This is a genomic window from Lentzea sp. NPDC020367 (genome assembly GCF_044387305.1).
Lineage (GTDB): Bacteria > Actinomycetota > Actinomycetes > Mycobacteriales > Pseudonocardiaceae > Lentzea.
The window spans coordinates 1,139,310-1,166,277 of the sequence record NZ_JBIRVV010000001.1 but is presented as its reverse complement, the minus strand read 5'-3'; the positions used below and the strand labels follow the sequence as shown (position 1 = coordinate 1,166,277).

Below are 26,968 nucleotides of genomic sequence, written 5' to 3'. Positions count from 1 at the left end.
GCCCCTCACCACTCCCCCGAGACCACCACCTCTGCCGCGACCCGCACGTCCACGTCCAGCGGCCTGTCCGGATCGACCGGCTCGATGGCCGCGGCCAGGGCGTCCAGCAGTGCGGCGCACCGGGGCGCGGTCGGGCGGCGGCCTCCCACGTGCACCGCTTGGCGTAGCCCCAAAGCGAGCGAACCGCACAGCAGGCGCAACAGCTCCGCGAGGTCGTAAGCGCGCAGGGCGGCCTGGGTGCCGAACGGCACCACGTCCTGGTTGTGCAGGTTGGTCGGCAGGCTCTGGGTGCTGGCGGGCAGGACGCCGCGTCTGATCTCGGCGATGAACGCGGTCGTGGCCAGTTGGACGCCCTGCAATCCGTGTTGCTGACCGGGGCCGGCGGCGAGCATCGGCGGCAGGCCGGTGTTGCGGGCCGGGTCGACGAGCAGATCGAGCTGGCGTTCGGCCAGGTTGCCCAGAGTGGCGGTGACCATGGCCAGGACGTCGGCGGCGAAGGCGGCCGGTTGGCCGAAGAAGTTGCCGCCGTGGGCGACCAGGTCGTCGCCGGGGAAGAACAGCGGGTTGTCGCTGACGCCGCCCAGGTCCGCCGACACGACGCCGTCGACGTAGCGCAGGGCGTCCTCCGCGGCGCCGAGGAGTTGGGGTGAGCAGCGGATGCTGTACGGCTCCTGCAACGCGCGCAGACCCGTGGGCGTGGTGCCGTCCAGCATGGAGCGCATCCAAGACGCCACGGTCACGGCGCCGGTGTGGCCGAAGGCGGAGATCAGGCGCGGGTCGGTGAAGCCGGGGTCGGCGCCGAGGACGTCCACCAGCAGGCAGGTCAGCTCGGCCAGGGCGCGGTGGGAGGAGCGGACCGACGACTGGGCCAGCGCCAGGGCGGCGGTGGTGACGGAGGTGCCGTTGACCAGGGCCAGCGCGTCGCGGCCGTCCAGTTGCAACGCCGTCAGGCCGGCCGAGGTCAGGGCTTCGGCGGCGGGCAGGCGGACGCCGTCCAGATAGGCGTGGCCGCGGCCGCGCAGGGCCTGGGCCGCGTAGGCGAGCGGGATGAGGTCACCGCTGGCGCCGACGGACCCGTAGCGCGGAATCGCTGGGACGAAAGTCGTCGCGAACATCTCGGACAGACCCGAGACGACGTGCGCGGACACTCCCGACAAGCCTTGTGCCAGCGACCAGGTCCGCACGAGCAACGCGGCTCGGGCGACGTCCAGGGGCAGGTCGGGGCCTTGGCCCGCGCCGAGGTGTGCGAGGGTGTTGTCGCACTGGTCAGCTTCCGAGGCACGGCCCGCGAAGCCCACCAGAGCGCCGAAACCGGTCTTGGCGCCGTACACCGGGCGCTCGTCGTCGGCCAGCACCGTGCGCAGGTAGGCGCGGCCGCGGTCCACCCGGTCGCGGACGCCGGTTCCGACGAGCACGTCCAGTGGCGCGGACGCGCGCAGCAGGTGCGCTGGAGTCAGGGGCGAACCCAGGTCCACGGACGTGTCTGAAGCGGTCGTGGTCACCGCACGGACGGTAGGCAGCCGATCTCAGAAAGTTCTGAGATCGCGTGGGTAGCTTCCCCGTCCATGGCTCACGACTACCTGATCATCGGCGCGGGACCGGCCGGTTTGCAGCTCGCCGCACTGCTCGAGCGGGACGGTCGCGACTACGCGGTCCTCGAACGCGGCAGCGGGGCCGGCACGTTCTTCACCCGTTATCCGCGGCACCGCAAGCTCATCTCCATCAACAAGGTCCACACCGGGTTCACCGACCCGGAACAGCGGATGCGGATGGACTGGAACTCGCTGCTGCTCGACGACCCCGAGCTGTTGTTCACCCGCTACACGCCCCGGTACTTCCCGGACGCCGACGACATCGTGCGCTACTTCCAGGACTGCGCGGAGGGGCTCAACGTCCACTACGACATCGATGTCACGCGAATCTCCCGCGACGACAACGGGTTCACCGCAGCGGACCACAGTGGACAGACGTGGCACGCCAGGAACCTCGTGATGGCCACCGGGGTCTCCCAGCTGCACGTGCCACCGATCCCCGGCATCGAGCACGCCGAGCGCTACGACACGTTCGACACGGACCCCGAGTCGTTCACCGACCAGCGGGTGCTCGTGATCGGCAAGGGCAACTCGGGCTTCGAGACCGCCGACGCGCTGGTCGAGACCGCGGCCGTCATCCACGTCGCCGGGCCGCACTCGGTGAAGCTCGCGTGGCAGACGCACTACGTCGGGCACCTGCGGGCGGTGAACAACAACTTCCTCGACACCTACCAGCTCAAGAGCGAGAACGCGGTCATCGACGGCTCCATCGAACGCATCGAGCCCAGGCCGGAAGGCGGGTTCCGGATCCAGTTCCGGTACGCGCGCACGGTCGAGAAGCTGCGGGAGCTGGAGTACGACCGGATCATCGCGTGCACCGGGTTCCGGTTCGACGCCTCGATCTTCGCCGACGACTGCCGGCCCGCGCTGATCATCAAGGACCGCTTCCCGCAGCTGACCTCGGCGTTCGAGTCGACGACCGTGCCCGGGCTGTACTTCGCGGGCACGATCACGCAGTCGCGTGACTTCAAGAAGTCGACCAGCGGGTTCATCCACGGCTTCCGCTACGGCGCCCGCGCGCTGCACCGCGTCCTGAGCGCACGCAACCACGGCACCCCCTGGCACGGCGCGGATCTGGAGCTCTCGCCCGAGGCGATCAGCGACTCGCTCATCGCCAGGCTGAACAGGTCTTCCTGTCTGTGGCAGCAGTTCGCGGTCATGGGAGACGTCGTCACCGTCGACGACAACACTGCGCGCTACAACGAGGAAGTGCCGGTCGCGTACGTGGCGGACGGCGGCCTGGGCCCGGCCGAGCACCGGTTCGTCGCGACGCTGGAGTACGGGCCCGACCACGACACCGTGGACCCGTTCGACATCACCATCCCGCGCGTCGCCGAGAACGACCCGGTCAACGCGGCCGACGCGAGCTACCTGCACCCGGTGGTCCGCTATTACCGGCACGGCGTGCTCGCCGCGACCCACCACCTGGCCGAGAACCTGGAGAACCACTGGGACATGCCGGAGGTGCACCAGCAGCCGCTGGTGGTGTTCGTGAAGGAATGCCTTGCCGGCGCGTGACGAGCCGTTCCCGCGCGCCCTGCTCGACGTGCTCGCCGCCGCAGCGGACCGGCCGGTGTTCGAGCACGGCACCCGCGTGGTGACCGGTGCCGAGATGCTCGACCTGATCGCGCGGATCGCGACGGGGTTGCGCGCCAACGGGATCGGGCCGGGTGCTGGGCTCGCGTTGCTGCTCGGGGTGAACGCGGAGGCGTTCGCGGCGATCCTGGCCGGGCACGTGGTGGGCGCGCGGGTGGTGGGGGTGCGGCCGGGGCTGACGGACGCCCAGGTGGAGCACCTGCTCGGCCTGGACATCAAGCTGGTCGTCCGCGACACCGACGACCTCACCGGGCATCCAGCCGAACCGCTGCGCTGCCAGGGAAAACCCGACGACATCGCCCGCCTCATCCACACCAGCGGCAGCACCGGCACACCCAAGGCGTGCGCGCAGACCTACGCGTCGATGACCAACGCCTGGACCGCCCGGCCCGACGCCTGGCCTCCCGCGGTCCGGGACCTGGCCACGAGACTCGACCGCTACCTCGTGTTCGGGTCGCTGTCGAGCCAGGTGATGTTCGAGTACGCCGTGCTCACGCTGACCGCCGGAGGCACGATCGTCGTGGCCGGCAACCCGGCCGACGCGATCACCCGTCTGAAAGCCACCGCGCGTGTGATCACCGTGCCAGGACTGGCCAAGCTCGTCGCCGCGCAGAAACGGGAGCCCGCCGACCTGTCGACGTTGAAGGCGTTGCTGGTGTCGGGCTCTCCCCTGACTCCTGACCGGCACAGCGAAGCCCTCGACGTCCTGGGACCGGTGCTCTTCCACGGCTACGGCCAGACCGAGACCGGCATGATCTCGATGGCCACGCCGACCGATCCTCCCGGCACGGTGGGAAGACCGCCGGTGGACGTGGAGATCCGCGACGGCGAGCTCTTCGTCCGCACACCGGGACAGGCCTGCGGCTACTGGGGCAACGCCGAGGAGTCGGCCGAGGTGTTCGTGGACGGCTGGGTCCGCACGCGCGATCTCGGCCGGTTCGACGCCTTCGGCTACCTGCGCCTGACCGGCCGGGTCCGGGACGTCGTGATCGTCAACGCGAACCTGCACTACATCGGCCCGATCGAGCAGGTCGTCGCCGAGCACCCGGACGTCGCCGAGGCCTACGTCGTCGCGGTGCCGGACGACGAGACCGGCGAGGCCGTGCACGCCTTCGTGGTCCCCAAAGCCGATCGCGTCCCCGAACTCGAGGAATTGCGCGAGCTCGTGACCGAACGGCTGGGCGCGGCCTGCGCTCCCGTGCAGGTCACGGCCATCGCCGAGATCCCCGTCGCCCCGAGCGGCAAGCCCGACAAGCGTCAGCTGACTGCGTGAAGGAGAACGTCGTGTCCAGCGAGGTTTCGACCGAGTATCTCGTGATCGGCGCCGGTCCGGCGGGGTTGCAGGCGTCCTACCTGCTCAAACAGGCCGGGCGCGAGCACCTGGTGCTGGAGGCGGGTGAGGCGGCGGGGACGTTCTTCACCCGCTTCCCCCGGCACCGGCAGCTGATCTCCATCAACAAGGTCTACACGGGCTGGGACGACCCGGAGCTGAACCTGCGCGTCGACTGGAACTCGTTGCTGTCCGACGATCCCGCGCTGCTGTTCACCGGCTACACCCCGCGCTACTTCCCCCACGCCGACGACATGGTCCGCTACCTCGGGGACTTCGCGGTCAAGAACGACCTGCCCGTCCGCTACGACACCAGGGCCGTGTCGGTGACCCGGCCGGACGACTTCGTGGTGCGCGACCAGCACGGCGTCACCTACCGCACGAAGCGGATCATCGTGGCGACGGGCGTCTCGCAGCAGTACGTGCCGGACATCGACGGTGTCGAGCACGCCGAGCACTACTACGACGTCTCCGTCGAGCCGCAGGAGTTCGTGAACAAGAAGGTGCTGATCATCGGGCGCGGCAACTCCGCGTTCGAGACCGCCGACGCACTGGTCGAGACGGCGTCGGTCATCCACGTCGCCGGGCCCGGTTCGCTGAAACTGGCCTGGCAGACGCACTTCGTCGGGCACCTGCGGGCGGTGAACAACAACTTCCTCGACACCTACCAGCTCAAGTCGCAGAACGCCGTGCTGGACGGGCACATCGCGGGCATCCGCCGCGACGGCGACGACTACCTGGTGAAGGTCAGCTTCCAGCGGGTCAACGAGGTGATCAAGGAGATCCGCTACGACCGGGTGATCCTCGCGACCGGGTTCCGGTTCGACGCCTCGATCTTCGCGCCGGAGTGCCGGCCGCAGCTGACGATCAAGTCGCGGTTCCCGGACCAGACGGCGGCGTGGGAGTCGGTGAACGTGCCGGACCTGTTCTTCGCGGGCACGATCACGCAGGCCAGGGACTTCAAGAAGTCGACCAGCGGGTTCATCCACGGCTTCCGCTACGGCGTCCGCGCGCTGCACCGGATCGTGGAACAGCGCTACCACGGTGTGGACTGGCCGAGCCGGTCGGTCGAGGACGTCACCGACGCGATCATCGAACGGGTCAACCGGACCTCCGCGCTGTGGCAGCTGTTCGCGTTCATGTCGGACGCGGTGCTGACGTTGCGGGACGGCACGGTCCGCTACGTCGAGGAGGTGCCGGTCGCGCACCTGCACGAGGCCGTGGGGCGCGGCGAGTTCGGCGACGTGGAGTCGTACCTGACGGTGACGCTGGAGTACGGCGCGGACCACGACAAGGTCAACCCGTTCGACATCACCGCCGGCCGGAACTCCCAGCAGGACACCAGCGGGCTCGACGGCCGCTACCTGCACCCGGTCGTGCGGAGGTTCCGCGCCGGTGAGCTGCTCGACGAGCACCACGTCACCGAGAACCTCGAGAACGAGTGGGACAGCGAGACCGTCCACAAAGCACCGTTGCGGGAGTACCTGCGGTGAACCCGGTGCTCGCGGAACTGCACGACAAGGCACGCGCGGTGCTCGACCCCGTCCACTACGACTTCTTCGCGGGCGGGGTCGGGGACGAGGTCGTGCTCGCGGAGAACGAGGCCGCGTTCCGGCGCCTCGCCCTGCTGCCCAGGGTGTTGCGGGGCGAGGAGATCAGCGACGACTTCCCGTTGCTGATCTCGCCGACCGCGTTCCACCGGCTCGCCCATCCCGACGGCGAACTGGCGACCGCGCGGGCGCTGTCCGGGACGACCCTGGTGTCCAGCATGGCCTCGACCGTGCCGATCGGCGACGTCGTGGCGGCCGCGACCGGACCGGTGTGGTTCCAGCTGTACGTGCAGCCCGACATGGACGTCACGGAAGTGCTGGTGCGACGGGCGGAACGGGCCGGGTGTGCGGCGTTGGTCGTGACGGTCGACTCCCCCGTGTTCGGGCGGCATCGGCGGGACATCGCGCACGGCTTCCACGACCTGCCCGCCGGGCTGACGGCCGAGAACATGCGGGACCTGGCCGGGGAGGCGCTGCGGAACATCGAGATGTCGACGGCGATCTCCTGGCGGCACGTCGACCGGATCCGGGAGATGACCGCGCTTCCGTTGTGGGTCAAGGGGGTTCTGCACCCGAAGGACGCGGTGATCGCGATCGAGCACGGCGTCGCGGGGATCGTCGTGTCCAACCACGGCGGCCGTCAGCTCGACCTCGTGCCGGCGGCGCTCGACGCGCTGCCCGCCGTCGTCGACGCGGTGGCCGGGCGAGTGCCGATCGTGCTCGACGGTGGCGTTCGCGGCGGAGGGGACATCGCACTGGCACTGGCGCTGGGCGCGTCGGCGGCCGGGATCGGCAGGCCGGTGCTGTGGGGGCTCGCGGCGGACGGCGAACAGGGCGTGCGGCGGGTACTCGACGTGCTGCGTGACGAGTTCCTGCACGTCTTGGCGATGTGCGGCGGCGAGCTGACCCGCGACATGGTGGTGGCCCGGTGCTGAACTGGTTGCCCGCACGGGTGGTCGCGTTGCGCGCCAAGGTGTTCGAGAAGGTCAACGGGGACAACGCCATCACGTTCCCGAACGCCCAGGTCGGCCCCGACCGCTTCCAGGAGCTCTACAGCCACCCCGCCGCGAACGGCCGCAGCCGGGGCGCCGGGCTCTCGGATCTGTTCTGGTACTGGCTCGCCCCCGGCCCCGAGGTGCACCAGGAGCACCTGGAGGCCGGGCCGCGCTACGACGACGTGGCTCGCGCGACCCGCACCTTCCTCGCCGGTCCGAGCGACGCGCTGTCAACGGCGGCGACACGCTGCACCGCGAAGGTGCTGGACGAGGTGCTCGGCGGCCGCGTAACCGCCGTGCGGCTGCGCGACCTGATGATGCCGGTGTGGGCCGAGTACTTCTACGAGCTGGTGTTCGGCGAACCGTGTCCCCGCCTCGCGCGTGACCTGATCGTCGGACACGCCACCGACGTCGTGAACTCGTTGAAGTGCACCAGCCTGCGCCACCCGGCCCGCCGCGACCGCCTCACCCGCTACCTCAAGGTGCGGCTCGCGGACGTCCGGCACCCGATGCCCGAGACGTTGTCCGAGGCCGAAAAGGTGCACTACCTGCAGGGCACCTACTTCAACACCGCCGTCGTGCAGATGGCCGAGGCGATGGCGCACCTGCTGCTCGCGCTGGCACAACATCCCGAAGCGGCGCGACGGGTCGACGACGACCGGTACTTCGCCCACGTGCTGGACGAGACGTTCCGACTCTTCCCGTTGTTCGGCATCGCCCACCGCATCACGACAGCGGACATCGAACTGGACGAGCACACGTCGTTCCCGGCTGGTTCGGTGCTGTGCTTCAGCTATCCCGCCTACCACGCCACCGGCTACGAGAACCCGCACGAGTTCGACCCCGGCCGCTGGGAGAACACGGCGGCACGCAACGAGCACCACATCCCGTTCGGCGTCGCCGCCAACCGCCCCTGCCCGGCCTGGCGGCTCTCCCCCATCGCGATGCGCGCGTCAGCCCGGGAGGTGCTGCGCCGCGTCTCGCTGCACTCCTCGGTGACGCACACCCGCTCGTTGCCCAGCCGAGGGCCGTGCCTGCTCGTCCGCGACGGCGCAACGCCACGACGGCGTCTGGCGCTCATGCGCGTGCGCGACCGCTGGGAGGACGTCTGGCGCAGCGTCGTCCAGCTCGTGCTCGGCACCGCGATGGTGCTGCACGCCCACCGGCTCCGGCCGGCCGGGCGCTATTTCGACACGCACGACACGCAGGGTTGCCCGGTCCGGCACTGACCACAGGAGATGCCCGGTGAACCAGATCCACTTCGCGTTGCAGGTCTTCGCCGCGCTGGCGCTCGTGCTCGCCGCGACCACGCTGTGCGGACGACTCGCCATGCTCATCAAACAACCCAGGGTCGTCGGCGAGATGGTCGCCGGCGTGCTGCTGGGCCCCGCGCTGTTCGGCGCCATCGCACCCGGCGTGCAGGCCCAGATCTTCCCCGCCGACGTCAAGAGCACGCTGTACGTGCTCAGCACGATCGGGCTCACGTTCTACATGTTCCTCGTCGGGTCCTCTTTGGACCACGGACTCACCACGGGTGCCAACGCGCGCAAGGCATCGATCCTCGCCGTCTCCGGCATCGTCCCCACGTTCCTGCTCGGCGCGGGCGCCGCGGTGCTGTTCTTCGACACGCTGAGCCCCGAGGGAACGCAGCTCTGGGTGTTCATGCTGTTCATCGGCGGCGCCCTGTCGATCACCGCCTTCCCCATGCTCGCGCGGATCCTGCAGGAACGCGGCATCGCGAACACCCCGATCGGCGGCCTCACCCTGGTCGCCGCCGCCATCGACGACGCGGTGGCGTGGGGCTTCCTCGCGCTGATCATCGCCGTCGGCACGTCCGGCAGCCCGTCCGGCGCGCTGCGCACGATCCTCGGCGCGGCGATCTTCGCGGGCCTCATGCTCACGGTGGGCCGCAAGTGGCTCGCCAAGCTCGGGGAACGCGCCGAACGCGACGGCAAGCTCAGCCGCGACATGGTGGCGGTGATCCTGCTGATCGTCCTGCTCGCGGGCTGGTACACCGACCTCATCGGCGTGTTCTCGGTGTTCGGCGGCTTCATCACCGGCCTCGCGATGCCCAAGTCGAAGATCGTGCGCCAGGAACTCGAAGCCAAGCTCTCCGACCTCAACTCGATCCTGCTGCTGCCGGTGTTCTTCGCGTTCAGCGGCCTCAACACGCGGGTGGACGGCTTCGGCTCCGGTGGCGCGCTGTGGTTCCCGCTCGCGGTGATCATGCTGGCCGCGTTCGCCGGCAAGTACCTGGGCTGCGGCCTGGTGGTGCGGGCCCAGGGCTACTCCTGGCGCTACGCCTCCGCGGTCGGCGGCCTGATGAACGCCCGCGGCCTGATGATCCTGATCTTCATCAACATCGGCCTGGCCTACGACCTGGTGACGCCCGAGATGTTCGCGATCCTGGTCGCCGTCGCGATCGTGACCACCGCCGCGGCCATGCCGATCTACCGCGCCTCCCTGCCCGAACACCTGGAGGCGCAGGCCGACGTCAAGACCCCTGCACCAGTTCGCTGAGCCGTGCGACCACGGCGGCCGGGGCCGGCATGGCCGCGATCTCGGCCGCCGTGGCAGCGGCGACCTCCCGTGCGGCCGGGTCGTCGAGCAGATGGCCCGCTTTTGCGGCGATGGCGTCGGCGGTGATCTCCTCGCCCACGAGCTTCGCCCCCGCACCGGTCTCGGCGAGCACGTCGGCGTTGACGAACTGGTCGGCGCCCTGCGGCAGCACCAGCTGCGGCAGGCCGGCCGCGAGCGCGCCCAGAACCGTGCCCGTTCCGCCGTGGTGCACCACGAGATCGGCCTGCCGCAGCACCTTCGCCTGCGGCACAAACCCGGCGACGCGCACGTTCGCCGGCACGTCACCCAGCAGCGCCGGATCGCCGGGGCCGACCGCCACCAGAACGGTGACCGGCAGCCGGGCGAGGCCGTCGATCGCCTGCCGCAGCACGGCGGTCTCGCTGAACGACACCGTGCCGAGCGTCAGGTACACCAACGGTTTCGTCGTGACGATCTCCGGCATCGGCACGTCCAGGTCGAACGCCGTCGGCCGCTGCCGCAACACCGTGGGCAGCGCCGCGACGACCGGATCGCGGACGGTGTCCGGCCACAGGTCGATCGCGACGTCCCCCATCATCAGGTCGGCGGGCGCGGCGCCGTCCCACATCCACGCCATCTCCCCCGCCGCCATCCGCTGGATCGCGGGCGGCATGGACCGTCCGATCACGTGCGAGACGAACGGGATCCCGGCGTCACGGGCGGCCTTCGCGGCACCGGTGTCGCTCTGCTCGTAGACGACCAGATCCGGCTCGATCCGCGGCAGCAGGACGCCGAGGTCGCGGACCGTCGCCCGCGGCAGCACGTCCGCGAACATCGTGATCAGCAGCCGCGGCACCTCCGCGTCGCCGTGCCGCCTGCGGGCCTCGGTCTCGGCCTCCCCGATCGAGATGCCCGACGCGTGCGCCTCGAAACCCAGCTCCCGCGCCTTGTCCACGAAGCTCGGGCCGATCGCGAACACGACCTCGTGTCCGGCCTGCTGTGCCGCACGGGCGAGCGGGACCAGCGGAAACAGGTGCCCGTAGGCGGGACGGCACGAGAAGAGGATGCGCACCCCGTCCAGATTAGCGATCTTCAGTGCTGGTAGCTCTTGTAGACCGCTTCCAGGCTGTAGCCGTCCGGGTCGACCACGTTCGCGGCGTAGTAGCGCGGGTCGTAGTACTCGCGGGCGCTGGGCGGGCCGTTGTCCTTCGCCCCCGCCTCGATCGCCGCGGCGTAGAAGGCGTTCACCTCGTCCTGGCTCGTCGCGACGAAACCGACGTGCGCCGCCCTCGCGTCGGCCTCGCCCTCGCGCAGCCACAGGAACAACCTGCCGTCGCGGCCGAAGCCCTTGAGGTCCGGGTGCCCGGCCGGGCCGTCGGCGCCGTCGAAGTCGGCGAGGTCGCCGATGCCCAGCGGGGCCAGTGCGCGTTCGTAGAAGCCGATCGAGCGTTCGATGTCGGAAACCGTCAGAAACACGTGGTCAAGCGTCATGTCCCTGAAGGTAGGTCCCTATCCGGACGCGATCGGTCCGCATTGTGCTCGGCGAGTTCCAGAGCACGCCGCCGGACCTCCGCGCGCACCTCGTCCGGAGCCAGCACGGACAGCGGAATGCCCAGGCGCAGCAGGAATCCGGCGATGGAACCGGCGTCCGTGCCGCCGATCTCGACGATCGTCGCTTGTGGACCGTCCGCGCGGTGCTCGCCGGTCGTGGGCGGGATGAGGGTGATCACTTCGGCGAGCGGTCGCGGGATGCGCACGGTGGCGTAGAGCGGGTAGGCGCTCGTCAGGGTGCTCGCCACGAGTTGCGCGGCGTCCGGCGGGTTGTCGAGGCGCACCACGCGGCCCGTTGGGCGGGCCTCGGTCACCCGGTCCGCTCGGAACGTCCGCCACGCGTCCTTCGCGACGTCGCGCGCCACCAGGTACCAGCGGTGGCCGGTGTGCACCAGGCGGTGTGGATCGGCCTCGCGGACGCTCTCGCGGCCGTTCATGTCCCGATAGGACAGTCGGATGCGCTCGCTCTTGCGGCACGCCATGGCCAGCACCGCGAGCGTGCTGAGCGAGACCTCCCCCGCCGGGGTGGTCTGCTCCACCGCGTCGTCGATCGCGCCGAGCTTCGTGATCGCCGTGGCGGGCAGCCGGACGACCTCCGCCAGCTGGTAGCCGCCCCAGCGGCCGGGATCGGAGCGCACGTCGTAGCCGAGGTCGCGCAGCCTGGTGATGTCGCGGCGCACCGTGCGTTCGGTGATGCCGACCCGGCCGGCCAGTTCCGCCGCCGTCCAGCTAGGCCGGGACGACAGGACCGTCAACAGCTGCAGTAGCCGGGACGAGGTGGTGAGCACGAGTCCATTGTGGCGCGTCGGATTGACTTTAGTCTGCACTGAAGTTATAGATAAGCTCATACCCAACTATTGAATGAACGTTCATTTGACAGCGTCGGTGCGTCGTGCCACCTTGTAAATGAATGAACGTTCATTAGGAGGCAGACATGGGCCACTCCACGACACAGCGGGCCACGACGCGGTGGTCCCCCGACGACATCGGCGACCTGAGCGGCCGGACCGCGCTGATCACCGGCGCGAACAGCGGGATCGGACTGGAGACCGCCCGCGTTCTCGCTGGTCACGGCGCCCGCGTCCTCCTCGCCGGACGCAGCCTGGACAAGCTGGGCGCGGCGGCCGATTCCCTGCTCGCGGCCCAGCCCGGCGCGAGGCTGGACACGCTCGTGCTCGACCTGGGATCGCTGGCCTCCATCGCCGCGGCGGCGGAGCGGCTGGCCGCGACCGAGACGATCGACCTGCTGCTCAACAACGCCGGTGTGATGAACGTGCCCAGCCGCCGCACCACCACCGACGGGTTCGAGCTGACCTTCGGCACCAACCACCTCGGGCACTTCGCGTTCACCGCCGGCGTCCTGCCCGCCCTGCGCCGAGCGGAGTCCGCCCGCGTGATCACGGTCAGCGCGCTTGCCGCCGCGTGGCCGAACGGCAAGCTCACCGACCTCATGAGCGAGAAGCGCTACGGCGCGATGACCGCCTACGCCAAGTCCAAGCGCGCCAACGTCGTGTTCACCCAGGAACTCGCACGGCGTCTGGAAGGCACCGCCATGACGGCCGCCGTGGTGCACCCCGGTTCGGCCGTCACCAACCTGCAACGCCACAGCGAGGGCCTGCTGGCCAGGGCCGGGGTCGCGCTGCTGCGCCGCGTCGCCATGGGCTCGCCCGAAGGCGCGGCCTGGCCGTCGCTGTACGCGGCGACCTCGCCCGAGGTCGTCAACGGCGCCTACTACGGGCCGGCCGGCACCGACCAGACGTCCGGCGCACCGAAGCAGGTCAAGCTGCCGCGCGGTGCGGGCGATCCGGCCGAGGGCGCGGGTCTGTGGCACGAGAGCGAACGGCTCACCGGCATCCGCTTCACCATCTGATCCCGAAAGGACTCACGCCATGCCTGCCATCGGCTCACGTGTCACCGGCATCGATCCCGCCGTCCTCGACGCCCAACGCGCCGTCAACGCGGCGCTCGCGACGATGCCCCACCCGGACGTGCGCACGCCGGACGGACTTGCCGCGTTGCGCGCCGGCACCACGCACAACCTCGGTACACCCCAGCTGACACCGGCCGACCGCCACGTCGACGGCCTGGTCCGCCTTCGCGTGTTCGTTCCCGAACAGCCGCGCGCGGTGCTGTACCGCGTCCACGGCGGAGGGTGGGCCGCCGGCTCCCCCGAGGACGACGACCTGCTCAACGACCTCATCGCCCGCGCCACCGGCGCCGTCGTGGTGAGCCCGGACTACCGGCTGACCCCCGAGGTCACCGTCGTGGACCAGATCCAGGACGTCGTCGAGGGCGCGCGCTGGCTCGGCCGGCACGCCGAGGCCGAGTTCGGCACGGACACCCTCCTCATCGGCGGGATCTCCGCCGGAGCCCACCTCGCCGTCACGAGCCTGCTCGCGTTGCGGGACATGGGGGATCCGGTGTTCGGGAAGTTCGCCGGAGCCGTGCTCGACTGCGGTTCCTACGACCTCGCCATGTCCCCCAGCGCCGCGGCCGCGACCGACGACACCCTGGTGCTGACCCGGTCGTGGCTGGACGGCCTGCTCGACCTCGGACTGCCGGACCACACCGTCGCGCAGCGCCGTGACCCGGCGCTGTCCCCCGCGCTGGCCGACCTGAGCGGCCTGCCTCCGGCCCTGCTCACCGTGGGCGAACTGGATCCGCTGCTCGACGACTCGATCCTGCTCGCCGCCCGGCTGCGGCTGGCGGGCACCGAAGCCGACCTGGACGTGTGGCCGGAGGGCGCGCACGCGTTCACCAACATGGGCACCCCGCTCGGTGAGGTCGCGGCGCACCGCACCACCTCGTGGATCAACGCTCTCCTCGACCGCGTGCCGCGCAACGATCCCGCAGCGGTCGTGCACGGGTTCGTGAACGAGGTTCTCAACGGCGGCGACATCGATGCTGTCGACCGGTTCTGGCACTACGACCTGAAGTGGCACGCGGGCAGCATCGGTGACATCAAAGGCATCGACGACTACCGGGCCTCACTGCGGGCCGCCGTCGACGGCGCGTTCACGGGCATGCACCTGACCGTCCACGACACACTGGTCGACGGTGACACGGTCGTGCTGCGCTTCACCAACAGCGGCACGCACAACGGCCCGTTCCTCGGCATCGAGGCGAGCGGCAAGCACGCCGCGTGGGACGGGATCGGCATCTACGCGGTCCGCGACGGCAAGATCGCCGAGGCGTGGTTCGGCGAGGACGCCCTGGGCATGCTCCTGCAGCTCGGCGCCGTCACGCTGCCCGGCTGAGCCCGTTTGTCGAATGAACGTTCACTAGGGATAGTGGTGCGGTGCGGACCCGAGACCCCGAACGCAAGCGGCAGCAGCTCCTGGAAGGCGCGCTGGCCGAGTTCGCCGAGCACGGCATCGGCGGCGCGCGCGTGGACCGCATCGCCACACGGGCCGGAGTGAGCGCGGGCCTGGTCTACTCGTTCTACGAGAACAAAGAGGGCCTGTTCGAGGCCGTCTACGACTCGATCGTCGAGCAGACCGTGACCGCGATGCCGATCGACGCCGACAACCTCCCCGAGTACGCGGGCGGCCTGTACGACGCCGGCCTCCAGCATCCCGAGGTGATGCGGTTCGTCGCCTGGTACGCGCTGGAACGCGGTGACTCCGGCCAGGCCGAACGGCCGAGCGTCGCCAAGTCCATGGCCGCCAAGACCGCCGCCATCGAGGACGCGCAACGCCGGGGCGTCGTGACCGGCGACCGGAGCGCGGCCGAGCTGCTCGCCCTCGTCCTGACCGTGGCGAACATGTGGCAGCGGCTGGGAGAGGACGTGCGCGGCCTGGTCGCGGAGACCGAACGCCGCCGCGTCGTCGTGGACACGGTCAGGCAGCTGGTCACGCCCTGATCCGGGGGATGATGGGGACATGACTGAACCGGACTACACCGAAGACGGCGTGCCCACGTTCGACTACGTCCGCGACAAGATCGAAGGCCGGAACCTCACCAGCGAGGCCGCCACCGAACTGGCCGGCGATCCGCAGAACACCCAGGACCAGTTCGACCGGCGCGAGGAGGCGGGCCGCGACCGGCTGGAGGAGATCCGCAAGTCGTTGCGCGGCGAGTGATCGGGGGCCTCCCCCACTGCCGAGGTGTGGCCCGCACCAGCACGGATCGGCCGGGTGGCCTGATCGTCGTGCGGCCGGGGAATTCCTAGGGTTCTCGCCATGGTCAAGCACCTGAATCCCCTGTGCCGCAAGGCGATCGCACTTGGTACCGGAGTTGTCGTCGCCGCCTCGCTGCTGGCGTGCTCGGCGCCGAACGCGGCGAGCAGCCCGTCGTCCGGCACCTCCGCACCCGCCCCGGCCGCACCGGCTTCGAAGACGCACAAGGTGACGAACGCCGAGCACGAACTCGTCTTCCACGTCGTCGACGGCAAGCTGCCCGCCCTGGTCCTGGACGCGGGCGGCGGGCTGAGTTCGTCGTACTGGAAGGAGCTGGCGCCGCGGCTGGCGAAGGCCACCGGGTCGAAGGTCATCACCTACGACCGGGCGGGCGAGGGTGAGAGCGCCGAGGTCTCCGGGCCGTGGAGGGTGGAGAACGCGGTGTCCGACCTGGAGGCCGGGCTCAGGGAACTGGGCGTCACGAAGAACGTGGTGCTGGTCTCGCACTCGATCGCGGGTGAGGTCGCCACGAACTTCGTGAACAAGAACCCCGGCTGGGTGTCCGGCGCGGTGCTCGTCGACGCGAACGTGCCCGACTTCTTCAGCGACGAGATGCTGACGGCGTTCGAACCGGTCATCGAGAAGCAGCGGGCCGCCCTGCTGACGCAGCCTTCGACCAAGAAGAACCGGCAGCTGCTCGCCGTGATGGTCGACTACGCGCCCGTCCACCGCGTCTTCCACCGGCTCGCCTGGCCGAAGGACGTGCCGGTGACCGCGATCGTCGCGTCCGGGACCCCGTTCACCGACTCCCCCGAGGCGGCGCAGCTGTGGCGGGACGCCCAGGTCCGCTTCGCGCAGGGCCCGAACCGCAAGCACGTGCTCGCCGAGAACACGACGCACGAAGGCATCGTGACCGAACGCCCGGAGATCATCGCCGGTGCCGTCGACGACGTGCTGAAGACCATCCGCTAGAGCGGTGATGTCAGGAGGCCGCGCACGACGGGACGCCGAACCTGGCCCGCACTCCCGGTGAGTACAGCACGCTCATCGGCTCGCCGGAGACCGGAATCTCCGCCGAGGCCACCAGGTCGTCGTCGCAACGAACGATCGTGGCGCGGTGGAGGTCCCACGGGGCGTGGTCGTTCGGCAGGTACGCGGTCCGGCCGAGCCAGGACGTGTGCAGTCCCCACCTGGCCGTCAGGAACTCCTCCAGCGGGCTCGGCCGGGTGATCCTCTCCCCTGGCCGCACGGTGAAGGTGCTCGTCGCGTCCGGACGATGAGGCCACTTGCGCCTGCAGGTGTAGGTGACCTCATCGCCGTCGCGGCGCACCGTCGCGTCCGACCACATGTACGGCAGTCCCGCGAGGGCTCGTGCGCTCAGCACGAACGGCAGGTTCGAGGCGTCCATCGAGAGGAACACGACGCCGCGCCGGCCCTGCCCGTCGATCGTGTAGAGGCGCACGTTGGTCTCGGGAAAGCTCCAGCGGTCCGTCAGCGCGGGCCAGCCCAGCGGGCACAGGCGGAACGCGATCAGCCCGACGAACGTGTCGCCGCCGACCACGTCCGGCCTCGTGCCCGCGGGCAGCAGGTGTTCCACCGCCCCAGGAGGAACCCGCCAGTGCAGGAACGTCACGTCGGTCCACCACTGCGTCAGCACCGAGCGGTCGATGCGCCGCGGTGAACCGAAGGTCATGGCCACGATTCAAACGCAGCACACCTGAGAGTCCTGGCCGAGTTCCTCAAGATCCAGTGGCTCTGCGGCCCTTCCCGCGCGACCAGTCCGAACTGTCCTGGCTGTAGCGGATCAGGTACCGGGCGAACTGGTCGCGGTCGGCACCCGCCCACCCTGCCGTGATGGACTCGAAGGCCTCGCGCTGCTCGGAGGCGAAGCGGCCGCGTTCGGCCTCGCCGGCCTCGGTGAGTTCGAGGACCGTGCGGCGGCCGTCCGCCTGCGAGACCGCGCGCCGGAGCAGGCCGTCCGCGATGCAGGCGGCCACGGTCCGGCTGGCGACGGGCTGGGCGACCCCCATCTCGGCGGCGACCCCGCCCACCGTCATCTCGCCGGGATCGTCGTGGACCACGTTGAGCACGAGGTTGCGGGTGAGGTCCCCGCGTCCACCGGCGGTCCGGCGACGCAGCCGGGACAGCGCGGGCCCGACCTGGTCGAGCAGGCCTTCGTCGTCCCCAGGCCGAGGCGAGTCGCTCATCCCGTCACTCTAGCAACTGCACATCGGAAAGCATCTACATACCTAAGAATATTTACATGACTGAAGGTATGTGATTCAGTGGGGCCATGACCACGACCACCATCACCGGCGCCAGGGTGTTCGACGGCGAGAAGACCCTGGGCGTCACCACCGTGTCCATTGAGGACGGAAAGATCGTTCAGGTCGGAGGCGAGGTCCCCGCGGGAGCCGACGTGGTCGACGGGACCGGCGCGACACTGCTGCCCGGCCTGATCGACGCGCACGTCCACACCGGACCGGAAGCCCTCGCGCTGGCACTGCGTTTCGGCGTGACCACCGAACTGGAGATGCAGGGCGTCAACACCCGCGACCGGCGTGCCGCCATCAGCGAGAACGACGCGCTCGCGGACGTGCGTTCGGCGGGCTTCGGCCTCACGCCACCCGGCGGGCATCCCAGCGAACTGTTCCCGCCGGGCTTCACCCCCGGCGGCGGTGGAGATCGGACGGGCGAACCGCCGTTCCAGCCGGACGCCACGAGCCCGGAGGGCGCCGCGGCCTCGATCCCCCAGCTGCTCGCCCACGGCTCGGACTACGTCAAGTTCATGATCGACGACGGCAGCGTCGAGGGACACCCGGGACTGCCGATGATCGACCAGGCCACCCTGAACGCGGGCGTGGCCGAGGCCAAGCGGTACGGCGTCCTCACGGTCGCCCACACGTTGACCGTCGACGCCACCAGAATGGCGCTGGAGGCCGGAATCGACGGCCTGGCGCACCTGTTCGTCGAACCCCACGACGACGAGATCATCGCCCTGATCAAGGACTCCGGCATGTTCGTCGTGCCCTGCGCGATCCTCAACGCCTCGCTCATGGGCATCACCGGTGGCGAACTCGCCGACGACCCGCGGGTGTCCTCCCGGTTGCCGGAGGACTGGGACGAGACTCTGCGCTCCAGCTTCGACTGCTACCCGCAGGGTGAGATCAAGGACGTCCTGGCGACGATCAAGGCGCTCAGCGACGCCGGCGTCGACGTCCTGGTGGGCACCGACGCGTCCGTTCCGGTGCCGTTCCTCGGTGGCCTCGCCCACGGCGCGAGCGTCCACCACGAACTGCAGTACCTGGTGAAGGCCGGACTCACCCCGGCACAGGCACTGCGTGCCGCGACCGCGACGACGGCCCGCCGGTTCGCGCTGTCCGACCGCGGCCGCATCGCCGAGGGACTGCGCGCCGACCTCCTGCTCGTCGACGGAGATCCCACCACCACGATCTCGGACACGCTCAACACGCGGGCCGTCTGGCGCCGGGGCACCCTCGTTCAGGAAGCCAGCCGGCCACTGAGCTGAGGGACTCCGTCACCGCTGAGGTCGGCGAGGAACGCGTCGCGCCCCGCCATCACCATGACCAGCGACAGCAACGGCCCGCGCACCTCGGGACCACTACCCGCCTGGAAGCCGGCATCGGTGGCCCGCAGCGTCAGGCCCTTGACCAGGGTCTTGCTGTTGACCGCGAAGTCCTTCGAGGCGAAGAACCGGGCCACGGCGAGCAGGCCGTCGGCGTCGGGGGTGTGCCGCAGTCCCAGCGGCCTGCGGATGTCCTCGGCGTGGACGATCACCTCGCCCAGCCCTGCCGGGGACGACTTGACCGGCAGCGCGATCGTCCCGATGTGCCGGAACCGTTCGAGCGTCTCCTGCGGGGTGGCGCCGCGGAACTCCTCGAGGCGCCGCCGGTTGTGCAGGTCCGCGTTGAAGCGGGCACCGGCCATGCTGCGGATCCACTTCGGCAGGTTCAGCCTGGTGGCCGCGCCGAGGTGGGCGAGGGTATCCTCGACGTCCCAGTCGCCGCACAACGTGGCCGTGCGCCACTGCGACGGGTCGAGCGCGCTCAGGTCGTCGGCCAGTGCGGCGAGTTCGCGCTCCTGGATCTTCGTCAGGTCGGGCACGGCGTGACGATAGCCGTGGTCACCGATCGGTGAGGGACGGCAGGATCTTGGCGGTGATCTCGCGGAGGCGGGCGACGTCGTCGTCGGTCAGGTGGTCGAAGACGAGCCGGCGGACCTCGGCGACGTGACCGGGGGCGGCGGAGCGCAGGAAGCTCCAGCCGTCGTCGGTGAGCCGCGCGATCTGGCCGCGCTTGTCGGTCGGGCAGGCGGACCGCTCGACCCAGCCGCGTTCCTCCAGCACGGACACCGCGTGCGAGAGCCGGGTGGTGGTCGTGCCCGTGCTGCGGGCGAGCCGCGTCATCCGCATGCTCCCGTCCTGCTCGGCGCTGAGCATGGCCAGGATGCGGTAGTGGGCGTGCGTCAGGCCCGCGTCGTCACGCAGTTGCCGGTCCAGCGCGGTCGGCAGCAGCATCAGCACCTGCGTGACGTTCAACCAGGCGTCCATCTCGGCGGCGGTCAGCCATCGTGGTTCCGCGGTGGTGTCGGGCAGAGGTCGGGCTTCGGTCACCACGTCATCCTCCCTCCTGCGGCCGCACCGGCAGCAGGAGTTCGCCGACGGACAGGCGGACGCGTTCGGCGGTTTCGCGCTGGGCGAAGGGCTCGGCCAGCCGGGCGGGCTCGTCGCGCAGGCCGACGGCGACGACGACCAGCGGGGTCACGTCGGCCGCCGCGAGCACGGTGGTGAGGCGGTCGCGGTCGAAGCCGCCCATCTGGTGCACCGCCAGTCCCTCGGCCTGGGCCTGCACGGACAGGTGCGCCACGGCCTGGCCGGCGTCGTAGACCGCCCACGGCTGGGCGGCGCCATCGGTGCCCGTGGTCCGCGCCGCCACGACGACCAGTGCCGACGCGTCCCGCGCCCACGTCTGGTTGCCGCCGGCCAGGGTGTCGAGCACCGTGGCGTGCTCGGTGGTGCCGCGCCTGGTCACGGCGAACCGCCACGGCTGGGTGTTGGAGGCGCTCGGCGCCCACCGGGCCGCTTCCAGCAGGGCCGTGAGCTGCTCGTCCGTGACCTCGTGGTCCGGGTCGAACGCTCGCGAGCTCCATCGCCTCGCCAGCAGCGGATGCAGTGGCACCACCGTCGCCGCGGCCTTGTCCACAGTGGATTCCAGCGTGCTCATGTCGGTCCTCCCGGGAGGGTCAGCCGGCCAGCGGCAGGTCGAGGGTGTGGTGCGTGTGGCTGACCTTGGCGGCCAGGTACGCGGCGTTGGCGCCGGTCAGGTGCACGCCCGTGGGAACGCGGTCAGTGACCTGCACGCCGAGCGCGTCGAGCTGGAGCGCCTTGTCGGGGTTGTTGCTCAGCAACCGGATCCGGTCGACGCCCAGCGCGTGCAGCATCTGCGCCGCAGCCGAGTAGTCGCGCTCGTCCTCGCCGCGCCCGAGCGCCAGGTTCGCCTCGTAGGTGTCGAGGCCGGCGTCCTGCAGCGCGTAGGCGTCGAGCTTGGCGTACAGGCCGATGCCGCGGCCTTCCTGCCTCAGGTAGAGCAGGAACCCGCCGACGTCGGCGATGCGCTCCACCGCCTCGCGCAGCTGAGGGCCGCAGTCGCAGCGCTGGGAGCCGAACACGTCGCCGGTGAGGCACTCGCTGTGCGGCCGCACCAATGGCGCCGTCTCCCCTGCCGCGCTGCCGGCCACCGCGGTCCGCCAGTCGCCCAGTCCCAGCGCCAGGTGCTCACGGCCGTCAGCGAGACCGGTGAAGGTGAACACCTCCGCGGTGGTGGCGTACCCGTCCGGGAACTCCAGCGGCACCGTGACCTGCGTGCGCACCGTCGCCTTCAGCTCCGTGCTCGTCATCCGGGCCTCCGCGTTGTTGAACTTTCACATATGAGTCTGCAACTTCAGTATTGAAACTTCAACAAAACTGGCGGTGCTCCTGATCACAGGAGATGTCTTTACACAAAGCTATCTTCAAAGCTAAGTTGCCGCGGTGGCAGAGCGCGAGGAGACAGACCTGGTCGGCGGAGTGGTGGCGTGGTGGGCACAACACGCTCCTGAGCTGCCGCTGCGGACGATCGAGTTCACGAAGCGCGTCGCGCGGATGCACGCCCTGACCGACCGGGTCACGGTCGCCGTGCTGACGGGCTTCGGCCTCAGCCGTGCCGAGTACGACGTCCTCGGCACGCTTCTGACAGCAGGCGACGTGCACCTGAAGCCGTCAGAGCTGTCATCCCGATTGCTGCTCACGACCGGTGGGCTGAGCAACGTGCTGCGGTCGCTGGAGCGCCGCGGTCTCACCTCGCTGACGTCGGACGCGTCGGACGGGCGCAGCAGGCGCGTCGCCCTGACCACCGAGGGCAAGGACGTGGCGGAACGAGTGGTCCGTGAGGTCGTCGCCGCTCAGCACGACCTGCTGGGCAAGGCCGGTGACGCGGACGTTGACGCTGCGGTCGCGGCACTTGCCGCCGTCCTCCAGCCACTCGACGGTCGGGAGGGGTGACATGTCGCGGTTCACGCTGACCAACGTCCACCTGTTCACCCCTGAGCACACCTTCGGGCCGCTCACCTCGATCGGCGTCGAGAACGGCGTGATCACCGACGACACCGGCGGCGAGGTCGTCGACGGGCGGGGCGGCTACCTGCTTCCCGGACTCATCGACACCCACGTGCACATCGGGCACGCCGACGAGCTCGCCGCCGGGCTCCGCTGGGGCGTGACGACGATGCTCGACATGGCCACGACCCGGTGGGACGAGCTCCGCGCGTTGCGGGACAACGAGTCCGACGACCGCGCCGACGTCCGTGGCGTCTCCTATCCGGCGTGCGCGGTGCGCGGCCGGGCCGTGCGCAGGATGGGTTTCCCCGCCTCCACGGCGGTCAGCGGGCCGGAAGACGCCTCGCGGTGGGTCGCCGAGCGGCTGCGCCAGGAACCGGACCACCTCAAGATCGTGCTGGAGGACAAGGTGCTGCCGTTCCAGCCGAAGCCACTCAGCCCCGCCACGGTCGCAGCCCTCGTGACCGAAGCGCACCGGGCCGGCAAGAAGGTCGTCGTCCACGCCACGTCACCGCAGGCCTACGCCACCGCGCTCGACGCGGGCGCCGACGTGATCACGCACGCGCCCGTCAGCGCCACGCTGTCCGCCGACCTGGCCGCGCGGGTCGCCTCCTCGGGCACCGCCGTGTCCCCCACCCTCGTGATGATGCGCGGTGTCCTGGAGAACCTGCGCATGCCGTTCCGGCCGAAGTCGCTGCACTTCGGCCAGACGCTCGCCTCGACCACGGCGCTGAACGACGCGGGGGCGACGATCGTCCTCGGCACCGACGCGAACTCCGACGAGACCTCACCGGCCCGCGTCGCCCGCGGGAGCGCCGTCCACGAGGAACTCGCCCTGCTCGTGGACGCCGGACTCAGTCCCGCCGACGCGCTCGCCGCGGCGACGTCCCGTGCCGCGGCGGTGTTCGCGCTGCACGACCGCGGTGTGCTCGCCGAGGGCAAACGCGCGGATCTCCTGCTGCTCAACCGGAACCCGCTCGAGGACATCGCCGCCAGCCGCGACATCGCCGGCGTGTGGAAGCGCGGTGTCACACGGTGATGACGACCTTCGCGCGGGGATGGTCGGTCTCGACGTACCGGACCGCGTCGGGCACCTCGGCCAGCGAGTAGGTGCGGTCGACGACCGGTGTGAAGCCTCCGGACTCGGCGAGGTGCCGCAGTGTCGCGAGGACCTCCCCGTCCGGCGCCGTGGTGAGCACGAGCAGCCGGTCGCGGACGAACGGCGCCTGCAGCTTCGCCCTGATCATGAGCCACATCGGCCCGACGAGGCTGCCGCCGCGGAAAACTCCCCCGCCGGACAGCACGATCGTCCCGCCGGGGGCGAGCGCGCGCCGCAGCCCGGTCAGCGAGTGGTTGCCGACCAGGTCGAAGACGAGGTCGTAGTGTTTGCCGTTCTTGGTGAAGTCGCGTTCGGTGTAGTCGATCACGTGATCAGCGCCGAGCGATGCCACCAGTTCGACGTTCCTCGTGCTGCACACACCGGTCACCGTGGCGCCCATGGACTTCGCGATCTGCACGGCGAACGTGCCGACGCCGCCGGACGCTCCGTTGACCAGAACGTGTTGTCCCGCCTGGAGCTTTCCGGCGTCACGCAGCCCCTTCAGCGCGGTGAGGCCGGCCAGCGGCACTGCGGCGGCCTGCTCGAACGTGAGGTTGGCGGGCTTGGTCTCGACGAGGTCCTCCGGCGCGCACACGTACTCGGCGAACGCCCCGTCGGCCGTGCCCAGATCGCCGTACACCTCGTTACCGGGCCGGAAGCGTCGCACGTCCCGGCCCACCGCCTCCACCGTGCCCGCGAAGTCGCGGCCGCGGATCTTCCGGCCGGGACCGGTGACGCCGACCCCGGTGAGCCTGGCCAGGTAAGGATCTCCGCGCATGACGTGCCAGTCGTACGCGTTGACCGAGGCCGCGCGCACCCGCACGAGCACCTCGTCGCCCGAGGCCGAGGGCGGCTCCACGTCGCGGAACTCCAGCGCGTCCGGTGATCCGTACCGGTCCTGCACGATCGCCTTCATCGGGTCTCCCTGAGCGTGGCGCCGACCTGGACGGTCGCGCGGGACGGTCGCGTCCGGCGTCGGATGATCCACTCCGCGACGGCGAGGTTGATGAGCCAGGAGGCGAGCATCAGCAACGCCTTGGCGAGCCGGTCGGGCGGGCCGACGGCCACGAGCCACGCGCTCAGCGTCACCGCCTGGGTGCCGGCGCCGAGCCCGATCGCGAAACCGCGGATCATCCAGGCGCGGTGCGCGGTGACGTCCCGGCGGCGGATGGCGGTGAACCCGAGGACGATGAACGCCGCCCAGGCCGTGCCGACCACCAGCCGGGTGCCGGTGAGCAGCACGCCCACGTCGGCGGGTTTGGGGTAGAACACGGTCATCCACAGACCCGACAGCGCGCCCAGGAGTCCACAAAGGACCAGGATGCGCCCTGCCGCCCGGTGCCACGCCGGTCTGCGGCGCCGGAAGCCGGGAGCGAACTGGAAGGCGCCGAGGAGGCAGTACACGCTGGCGGTGATGGCGTGAATCACCACGGGAACGGGTGAGGCGAAGAACCGCGCGTTGTCCGGCGTGATCTCCGCGCCGCCGCCGAGCTCGCCCAGCCGAAGGGCGCCACCGAGCACCGGGATCACGCTGAACACGATGATCGCGGCCGGGATCAGCCTGTCCCACTTGGTCGAGGAGGTCATGCACCAGATCGTGGCGCTCGCGGTGGTGTCACCTCATCGGAAGAAGGGCCGCGATCAGCCTGGCCGATGGTCCGGTGCGCTCGTCGTACTTTCGGCTGACCGCGGCCGGAAACCGCTCCGGACCCGCTTGGTCTCGTAGGCCCAGATGGCCATCTCGACCCGGTTCCTGGCACCGATCTTGGCCATCAGGCTGGCGATGTGGGACTTCACGGTGCTCAGCGTGATGTACAGCTCGCCGGCGACCTCGCTGTTGGTGCGCCCGCCCGCGACGGCGGCGAGGACCTGCTCCTCCCGTTCGGTCAGGGGCTCGATCGGCTGCACGACGCGGCCGGCGGGCTCGACGTCCGCGAACGCCTCGATCAACCGGGCGGTGACGCTGGGGGCGATCAGGGCGTCGCCGGAGGCCGCGGCGTGCACCGCCTGGGCGAGCAGCGCGGGTCCGGCGTCCTTGAGCAGGAAACCCCTGGCACCGGCGCGAAGCGCGGCGTAGACGTACTCGTCGAGGTCGAACGTGGTGATCACGACGACGGCGATCGGGTCGGCGACGCCGGGCCCGGCGAGCAGGCGGGTCGCCTCGATACCGTCGATCCCGGGCATCCGGATGTCGAACAGGCACACGTCGGGCCGCAGGCGCCGGGCCAGTTCCACGGCCTGCCGTCCGTCCGGCGCCGCACCGACGACCTCGATGCCGGGCTGGGCGTCCAGGATCATCGAGAGTCCTGTTCGGACGATCTCCTGGTCGTCGGCGACGATGACGCGGACGCTCATCGGCGCGCCCCGGTCAGCGGCAGCACGGCGGTCACAGTCCAGCCCCGGCCGGCGTTCGGTCCCGCCTCACAACTGCCACCGAGCAGGTCGGCGCGCTCCATCATGCCGATCACCCCGTGGCCGGGCACCGCGGTACCGCCGGCGTCGCCGTCGTCGCTCACCCTCACCCGCACCGACGAGTCTCCGACGACCACCGACACCTCGATGCGCGTGGCGTGCCGGGCGTGCCGGCGCGCGTTGGTGACCGACTCCTGGGTGAGCCGGTAGATCGCGGTTCCGACCGACTTCGGGAGGTCGTCGACCGACCCGTCGATCCGCACCTCCACCTCGGGCCCCGGCCTGCCGGGACTCGCGAGGAGTGCGACGTCGGCGACCGTCGGGCTGGGCGCCAGGTCCGCGGACTCGTTGTGCCGCAAGGCTCGCACCATCGTGCGCATCTCGGCGAGCGCCCGCGACGCCTCCGACTCGATCAGACCGAGTGCCTCGGTTGCCGCCTCCGGTCGCGACGCCGCCGTCGCGATCCCCGCCTGGGCCCGGATCGCCATCGCCGACACGTGGTGCGCCACCGTGTCGTGCAGATCCCGTGCGAGTCGTTCCCGTTCCAGCAGCTTGACCTGGTCGAGCTCCCGTGCCCGCGCTCGTCCCCGATACCGCACGGCGGCTCCGATCGCGCACGCCGTTCCCAGCACCGCGCTCCCGCCCACCGCCTCGCCCGCGCTGATGAATCCGAGCACCGCCGACAGCCCGACCTTGCCGAGCATGATCGCCAGCCCGAGCACCGCCTCACGCCCGGAACCCCACCGGAACAACGAGAACGGGAAGAGCACCATGAACACAGTCACGTTGAGCTCTGGCTCGCCCCCGAACACCAGCGAGGCGACCGCGGCCACGCCGAACGCGACGGCGACCGCGAGCAGCGGCCTGCTCCGGCGCAGCAACAGCAGAGGCAGCAGCACCACCGCGACGACCAGCGAGCCCACTCGTGAGCCCAGGTCCGTCCGCAGCACCGTCTCGAGCACCGCGACCAGCAGGAGCACGGCGACCAGCGCCCAGTCCCACCACAGCCGCGCCGCCCCGCGCGGCGGCCGGGGCTCGTCCCACACCGACCGCAGATAGGCGAACACGACGTCATCGTACGAGAGCAAGGGCCACCGCAGATCCGTCCAAAGAACGAGACCTGAGCCCTGAAGCCGGGCACCGAAACGCGGGCCGGCGCCGCCACCCCCTGGTGACGGCGCCGGCCCACTGCGTCCCCCGCTGCTGACTACACCCGCTCGGCGTCGACCTTCGTCGCGGGCGCGGGCGCGCTGCCGGGCGTCCTGCGGTCCTCCAGCGCGATTCCGCACTTGCCGACCAGCGCGACACCGGCACCGATCGTGGTGGCAACCGGAGCGGCGAAGGCCGCCACCAACCCGAGGGCCACCGGCACCTCGAGCACCACGTCGTCCTTGCTGTCCCGCACGACGACACGACGGTTGAGGCCCTCGCTGACCAGTCCGCGCACGGCGTCGACCACCGAGTCGACGGGGTTGCGGGTGGGCTCGGACTTGGATTCGCTCATGTCTCTCCTCGAACTGGGACATCCCCTTGACGACTTCCAGCGTGCCCGTGTTCAGCTGCCGTGCCATCAG

General features: G+C 70.5%; 29 protein-coding genes. 14 read left to right on the top strand and 15 right to left on the bottom strand.

Features of this window, described 5'->3' with window-relative positions:
- Positions 1 to 5 precede the first annotated feature (5 nt).
- Entirely contained in the window at positions 6 to 1,502 is a 1,497-nt protein-coding gene (locus ACH413_RS05255; RefSeq protein WP_360036271.1) for an aromatic amino acid ammonia-lyase, read from the bottom strand.
- Between the two features lie 63 nt (positions 1,503 to 1,565).
- Between ACH413_RS05255 and ACH413_RS05250 the strand changes: the two genes are divergently transcribed.
- From ACH413_RS05250 to ACH413_RS05225, 6 genes are read left to right on the top strand one after another with little or no spacing between them, the layout of a single operon-like run.
- Positions 1,566 to 3,110: an NAD(P)-binding domain-containing protein gene (locus ACH413_RS05250; RefSeq protein WP_360036268.1), complete on the top strand. Its 1,545-nt coding sequence runs from the start codon at positions 1,566 to 1,568 to the stop codon at positions 3,108 to 3,110.
- Complete coding sequence (locus tag ACH413_RS05245) at positions 3,097 to 4,461, top strand: fatty acid--CoA ligase family protein (protein WP_360036265.1); 1,365 nt, start codon at positions 3,097 to 3,099, stop codon at positions 4,459 to 4,461. The genes ACH413_RS05250 and ACH413_RS05245 overlap by 14 nt, the downstream gene beginning before the upstream one ends.
- Positions 4,462 to 4,472: 11 nt before the next feature.
- Positions 4,473 to 6,011, top strand: coding sequence for an NAD(P)-binding domain-containing protein (locus ACH413_RS05240; protein ID WP_360036262.1), 1,539 nt, complete (start codon positions 4,473 to 4,475; stop codon positions 6,009 to 6,011).
- On the top strand, positions 6,008 to 7,003 hold the full coding sequence (locus ACH413_RS05235) for an alpha-hydroxy acid oxidase (protein ID WP_360036259.1): 996 nt from the start codon (positions 6,008 to 6,010) through the stop codon (positions 7,001 to 7,003). The genes ACH413_RS05240 and ACH413_RS05235 overlap by 4 nt, the downstream gene beginning before the upstream one ends.
- The gene (locus ACH413_RS05230; protein WP_360036256.1) at positions 6,997 to 8,292 is read left to right on the top strand and encodes a cytochrome P450; all 1,296 of its coding nucleotides are present in this window, start codon (positions 6,997 to 6,999) and stop codon (positions 8,290 to 8,292) included. The genes ACH413_RS05235 and ACH413_RS05230 overlap by 7 nt, the downstream gene beginning before the upstream one ends.
- 16 nt (positions 8,293 to 8,308) lie before the next feature.
- Positions 8,309 to 9,583, top strand: a complete 1,275-nt coding sequence (locus ACH413_RS05225) for a cation:proton antiporter (protein ID WP_360036253.1) — start codon at positions 8,309 to 8,311, stop codon at positions 9,581 to 9,583.
- Here ACH413_RS05225 and ACH413_RS05220 read toward each other — a convergent pair.
- The 3 genes from ACH413_RS05220 to ACH413_RS05210 are packed head-to-tail and all read right to left on the bottom strand — an operon-like array spanning position 9,558 to position 11,940.
- Positions 9,558 to 10,673, bottom strand: coding sequence for a glycosyltransferase (locus tag ACH413_RS05220; protein ID WP_360036250.1), 1,116 nt, complete (start codon positions 10,671 to 10,673; stop codon positions 9,558 to 9,560). The genes ACH413_RS05225 and ACH413_RS05220 overlap by 26 nt on opposite strands.
- Before the next feature lie 20 nt (positions 10,674 to 10,693).
- On the bottom strand, positions 10,694 to 11,092 hold the full coding sequence (locus ACH413_RS05215) for a VOC family protein (RefSeq protein WP_360036247.1): 399 nt from the start codon (positions 11,090 to 11,092) through the stop codon (positions 10,694 to 10,696).
- On the bottom strand, positions 11,089 to 11,940 hold the full coding sequence (locus tag ACH413_RS05210) for a WYL domain-containing protein (protein ID WP_360036244.1): 852 nt from the start codon (positions 11,938 to 11,940) through the stop codon (positions 11,089 to 11,091). The genes ACH413_RS05215 and ACH413_RS05210 overlap by 4 nt, the downstream gene beginning before the upstream one ends.
- 146 nt (positions 11,941 to 12,086) lie before the next feature.
- Between ACH413_RS05210 and ACH413_RS05205 the strand changes: the two genes are divergently transcribed.
- From ACH413_RS05205 to ACH413_RS05185, 5 genes are all read left to right on the top strand, one after another.
- Positions 12,087 to 13,022, top strand: a complete 936-nt coding sequence (locus ACH413_RS05205; protein ID WP_360036242.1) for an oxidoreductase — start codon at positions 12,087 to 12,089, stop codon at positions 13,020 to 13,022.
- Between the two features lie 19 nt (positions 13,023 to 13,041).
- Positions 13,042 to 14,409, top strand: a complete 1,368-nt coding sequence (locus tag ACH413_RS05200) for an alpha/beta hydrolase fold domain-containing protein (RefSeq protein WP_360036239.1) — start codon at positions 13,042 to 13,044, stop codon at positions 14,407 to 14,409.
- 41 nt (positions 14,410 to 14,450) lie between these two features.
- On the top strand, positions 14,451 to 15,014 hold the full coding sequence (locus tag ACH413_RS05195; protein WP_360036236.1) for a TetR family transcriptional regulator: 564 nt from the start codon (positions 14,451 to 14,453) through the stop codon (positions 15,012 to 15,014).
- Positions 15,015 to 15,033: 19 nt separating this feature from the next.
- On the top strand, positions 15,034 to 15,234 hold the full coding sequence (locus tag ACH413_RS05190) for a hypothetical protein (protein WP_360036233.1): 201 nt from the start codon (positions 15,034 to 15,036) through the stop codon (positions 15,232 to 15,234).
- Positions 15,235 to 15,333: 99 nt separating this feature from the next.
- Positions 15,334 to 16,242 (top strand): alpha/beta hydrolase, encoded by a 909-nt coding sequence (locus ACH413_RS05185; protein ID WP_360036230.1) that lies wholly within the window; start codon positions 15,334 to 15,336, stop codon positions 16,240 to 16,242.
- 10 nt (positions 16,243 to 16,252) lie between these two features.
- Here the strand turns inward: ACH413_RS05185 and ACH413_RS05180 are convergent, their stop codons facing one another.
- On the bottom strand, positions 16,253 to 16,963 hold the full coding sequence (locus ACH413_RS05180; protein WP_360036227.1) for a DUF2071 domain-containing protein: 711 nt from the start codon (positions 16,961 to 16,963) through the stop codon (positions 16,253 to 16,255).
- Between the two features lie 46 nt (positions 16,964 to 17,009).
- Positions 17,010 to 17,477: a MarR family winged helix-turn-helix transcriptional regulator gene (locus tag ACH413_RS05175; RefSeq protein ID WP_360036224.1), complete on the bottom strand. Its 468-nt coding sequence runs from the start codon at positions 17,475 to 17,477 to the stop codon at positions 17,010 to 17,012.
- Positions 17,478 to 17,563: 86 nt separating this feature from the next.
- Between ACH413_RS05175 and ACH413_RS05170 the strand changes: the two genes are divergently transcribed.
- Complete coding sequence (locus tag ACH413_RS05170; protein ID WP_360036220.1) at positions 17,564 to 18,799, top strand: amidohydrolase family protein; 1,236 nt, start codon at positions 17,564 to 17,566, stop codon at positions 18,797 to 18,799.
- On the opposite strand, the gene ACH413_RS05165 is transcribed toward ACH413_RS05170, so the two are convergent.
- Genes ACH413_RS05165 through ribA form a run of 4 tightly spaced genes read right to left on the bottom strand, consistent with a single transcriptional unit; the run spans position 18,772 to position 21,186 of the window.
- Positions 18,772 to 19,395, bottom strand: coding sequence for a maleylpyruvate isomerase family mycothiol-dependent enzyme (locus ACH413_RS05165; RefSeq protein WP_360036217.1), 624 nt, complete (start codon positions 19,393 to 19,395; stop codon positions 18,772 to 18,774). The genes ACH413_RS05170 and ACH413_RS05165 overlap by 28 nt on opposite strands.
- A 19-nt stretch (positions 19,396 to 19,414) precedes the next feature.
- The gene (locus ACH413_RS05160; RefSeq protein WP_360036214.1) at positions 19,415 to 19,903 is read right to left on the bottom strand and encodes a MarR family transcriptional regulator; all 489 of its coding nucleotides are present in this window, start codon (positions 19,901 to 19,903) and stop codon (positions 19,415 to 19,417) included.
- Between the two features lie 4 nt (positions 19,904 to 19,907).
- Positions 19,908 to 20,513 carry a nitroreductase family protein gene (locus tag ACH413_RS05155; RefSeq protein WP_360036211.1) on the bottom strand — a complete coding sequence of 202 codons (606 nt, stop codon included), beginning with the start codon at positions 20,511 to 20,513 and terminating at the stop codon, positions 19,908 to 19,910.
- A 19-nt stretch (positions 20,514 to 20,532) separates the two neighbouring features.
- Positions 20,533 to 21,186 (bottom strand): GTP cyclohydrolase II, encoded by a 654-nt coding sequence (ribA, locus tag ACH413_RS05150; RefSeq protein WP_360036208.1) that lies wholly within the window; start codon positions 21,184 to 21,186, stop codon positions 20,533 to 20,535.
- A 133-nt stretch (positions 21,187 to 21,319) separates the two neighbouring features.
- Here ribA and ACH413_RS05145 point away from each other — a divergent pair, with 133 nt between their 5' ends.
- Complete coding sequence (locus ACH413_RS05145) at positions 21,320 to 21,829, top strand: MarR family transcriptional regulator (protein ID WP_360036205.1); 510 nt, start codon at positions 21,320 to 21,322, stop codon at positions 21,827 to 21,829.
- Between the two features lies 1 nt (position 21,830).
- A complete protein-coding gene (locus ACH413_RS05140) occupies positions 21,831 to 22,922 on the top strand; it encodes an amidohydrolase family protein (protein ID WP_360036202.1) in 1,092 nt (363 codons plus the stop codon).
- Here the strand turns inward: ACH413_RS05140 and ACH413_RS05135 are convergent.
- The 5 genes from ACH413_RS05135 to ACH413_RS05115 all read right to left on the bottom strand — a co-directional run bounded on the left by ACH413_RS05135 (position 22,912) and on the right by ACH413_RS05115 (position 26,898).
- Entirely contained in the window at positions 22,912 to 23,898 is a 987-nt protein-coding gene (locus ACH413_RS05135; protein ID WP_360036199.1) for an NAD(P)-dependent alcohol dehydrogenase, read from the bottom strand. The genes ACH413_RS05140 and ACH413_RS05135 overlap by 11 nt on opposite strands.
- Complete coding sequence (locus ACH413_RS05130; protein ID WP_360036197.1) at positions 23,895 to 24,569, bottom strand: DUF2306 domain-containing protein; 675 nt, start codon at positions 24,567 to 24,569, stop codon at positions 23,895 to 23,897. Before ACH413_RS05130 ends, ACH413_RS05135 begins: the two co-directional genes overlap by 4 nt.
- Positions 24,570 to 24,623: 54 nt before the next feature.
- Positions 24,624 to 25,337 carry a response regulator transcription factor gene (locus tag ACH413_RS05125; protein WP_360036194.1) on the bottom strand — a complete coding sequence of 238 codons (714 nt, stop codon included), beginning with the start codon at positions 25,335 to 25,337 and terminating at the stop codon, positions 24,624 to 24,626.
- A complete protein-coding gene (locus ACH413_RS05120) occupies positions 25,334 to 26,461 on the bottom strand; it encodes a histidine kinase (RefSeq protein WP_360036191.1) in 1,128 nt (375 codons plus the stop codon). The genes ACH413_RS05125 and ACH413_RS05120 overlap by 4 nt, the downstream gene beginning before the upstream one ends.
- A 140-nt stretch (positions 26,462 to 26,601) precedes the next feature.
- Positions 26,602 to 26,898: a DUF4342 domain-containing protein gene (locus tag ACH413_RS05115; RefSeq protein WP_360036188.1), complete on the bottom strand. Its 297-nt coding sequence runs from the start codon at positions 26,896 to 26,898 to the stop codon at positions 26,602 to 26,604.
- Positions 26,899 to 26,968 lie beyond the last annotated feature (70 nt).

Coding starts and splice junctions, on each gene's coding strand:
- ACH413_RS05115 (WP_360036188.1), bottom strand. CDS start 26,898: ATGAGCGAATCCAAGTCCGAGCCCACCCGCAACCCCGTCGACTCGGTG.
- ACH413_RS05140 (WP_360036202.1), top strand. CDS start 21,831: ATGTCGCGGTTCACGCTGACCAACGTCCACCTGTTCACCCCTGAGCAC.
- ACH413_RS05130 (WP_360036197.1), bottom strand. CDS start 24,569: ATGACCTCCTCGACCAAGTGGGACAGGCTGATCCCGGCCGCGATCATC.
- ACH413_RS05175 (WP_360036224.1), bottom strand. CDS start 17,477: ATGAGCGACTCGCCTCGGCCTGGGGACGACGAAGGCCTGCTCGACCAG.
- ACH413_RS05125 (WP_360036194.1), bottom strand. CDS start 25,337: ATGAGCGTCCGCGTCATCGTCGCCGACGACCAGGAGATCGTCCGAACA.
- ACH413_RS05205 (WP_360036242.1), top strand. CDS start 12,087: ATGGGCCACTCCACGACACAGCGGGCCACGACGCGGTGGTCCCCCGAC.
- ACH413_RS05215 (WP_360036247.1), bottom strand. CDS start 11,092: ATGACGCTTGACCACGTGTTTCTGACGGTTTCCGACATCGAACGCTCG.
- ACH413_RS05155 (WP_360036211.1), bottom strand. CDS start 20,513: ATGAGCACGCTGGAATCCACTGTGGACAAGGCCGCGGCGACGGTGGTG.
- ACH413_RS05170 (WP_360036220.1), top strand. CDS start 17,564: ATGACCACGACCACCATCACCGGCGCCAGGGTGTTCGACGGCGAGAAG.
- ACH413_RS05185 (WP_360036230.1), top strand. CDS start 15,334: ATGGTCAAGCACCTGAATCCCCTGTGCCGCAAGGCGATCGCACTTGGT.
- ACH413_RS05180 (WP_360036227.1), bottom strand. CDS start 16,963: ATGACCTTCGGTTCACCGCGGCGCATCGACCGCTCGGTGCTGACGCAG.
- ACH413_RS05190 (WP_360036233.1), top strand. CDS start 15,034: ATGACTGAACCGGACTACACCGAAGACGGCGTGCCCACGTTCGACTAC.
- ACH413_RS05250 (WP_360036268.1), top strand. CDS start 1,566: ATGGCTCACGACTACCTGATCATCGGCGCGGGACCGGCCGGTTTGCAG.
- ACH413_RS05200 (WP_360036239.1), top strand. CDS start 13,042: ATGCCTGCCATCGGCTCACGTGTCACCGGCATCGATCCCGCCGTCCTC.
- ACH413_RS05135 (WP_360036199.1), bottom strand. CDS start 23,898: ATGAAGGCGATCGTGCAGGACCGGTACGGATCACCGGACGCGCTGGAG.
- ribA (WP_360036208.1), bottom strand. CDS start 21,186: ATGACGAGCACGGAGCTGAAGGCGACGGTGCGCACGCAGGTCACGGTG.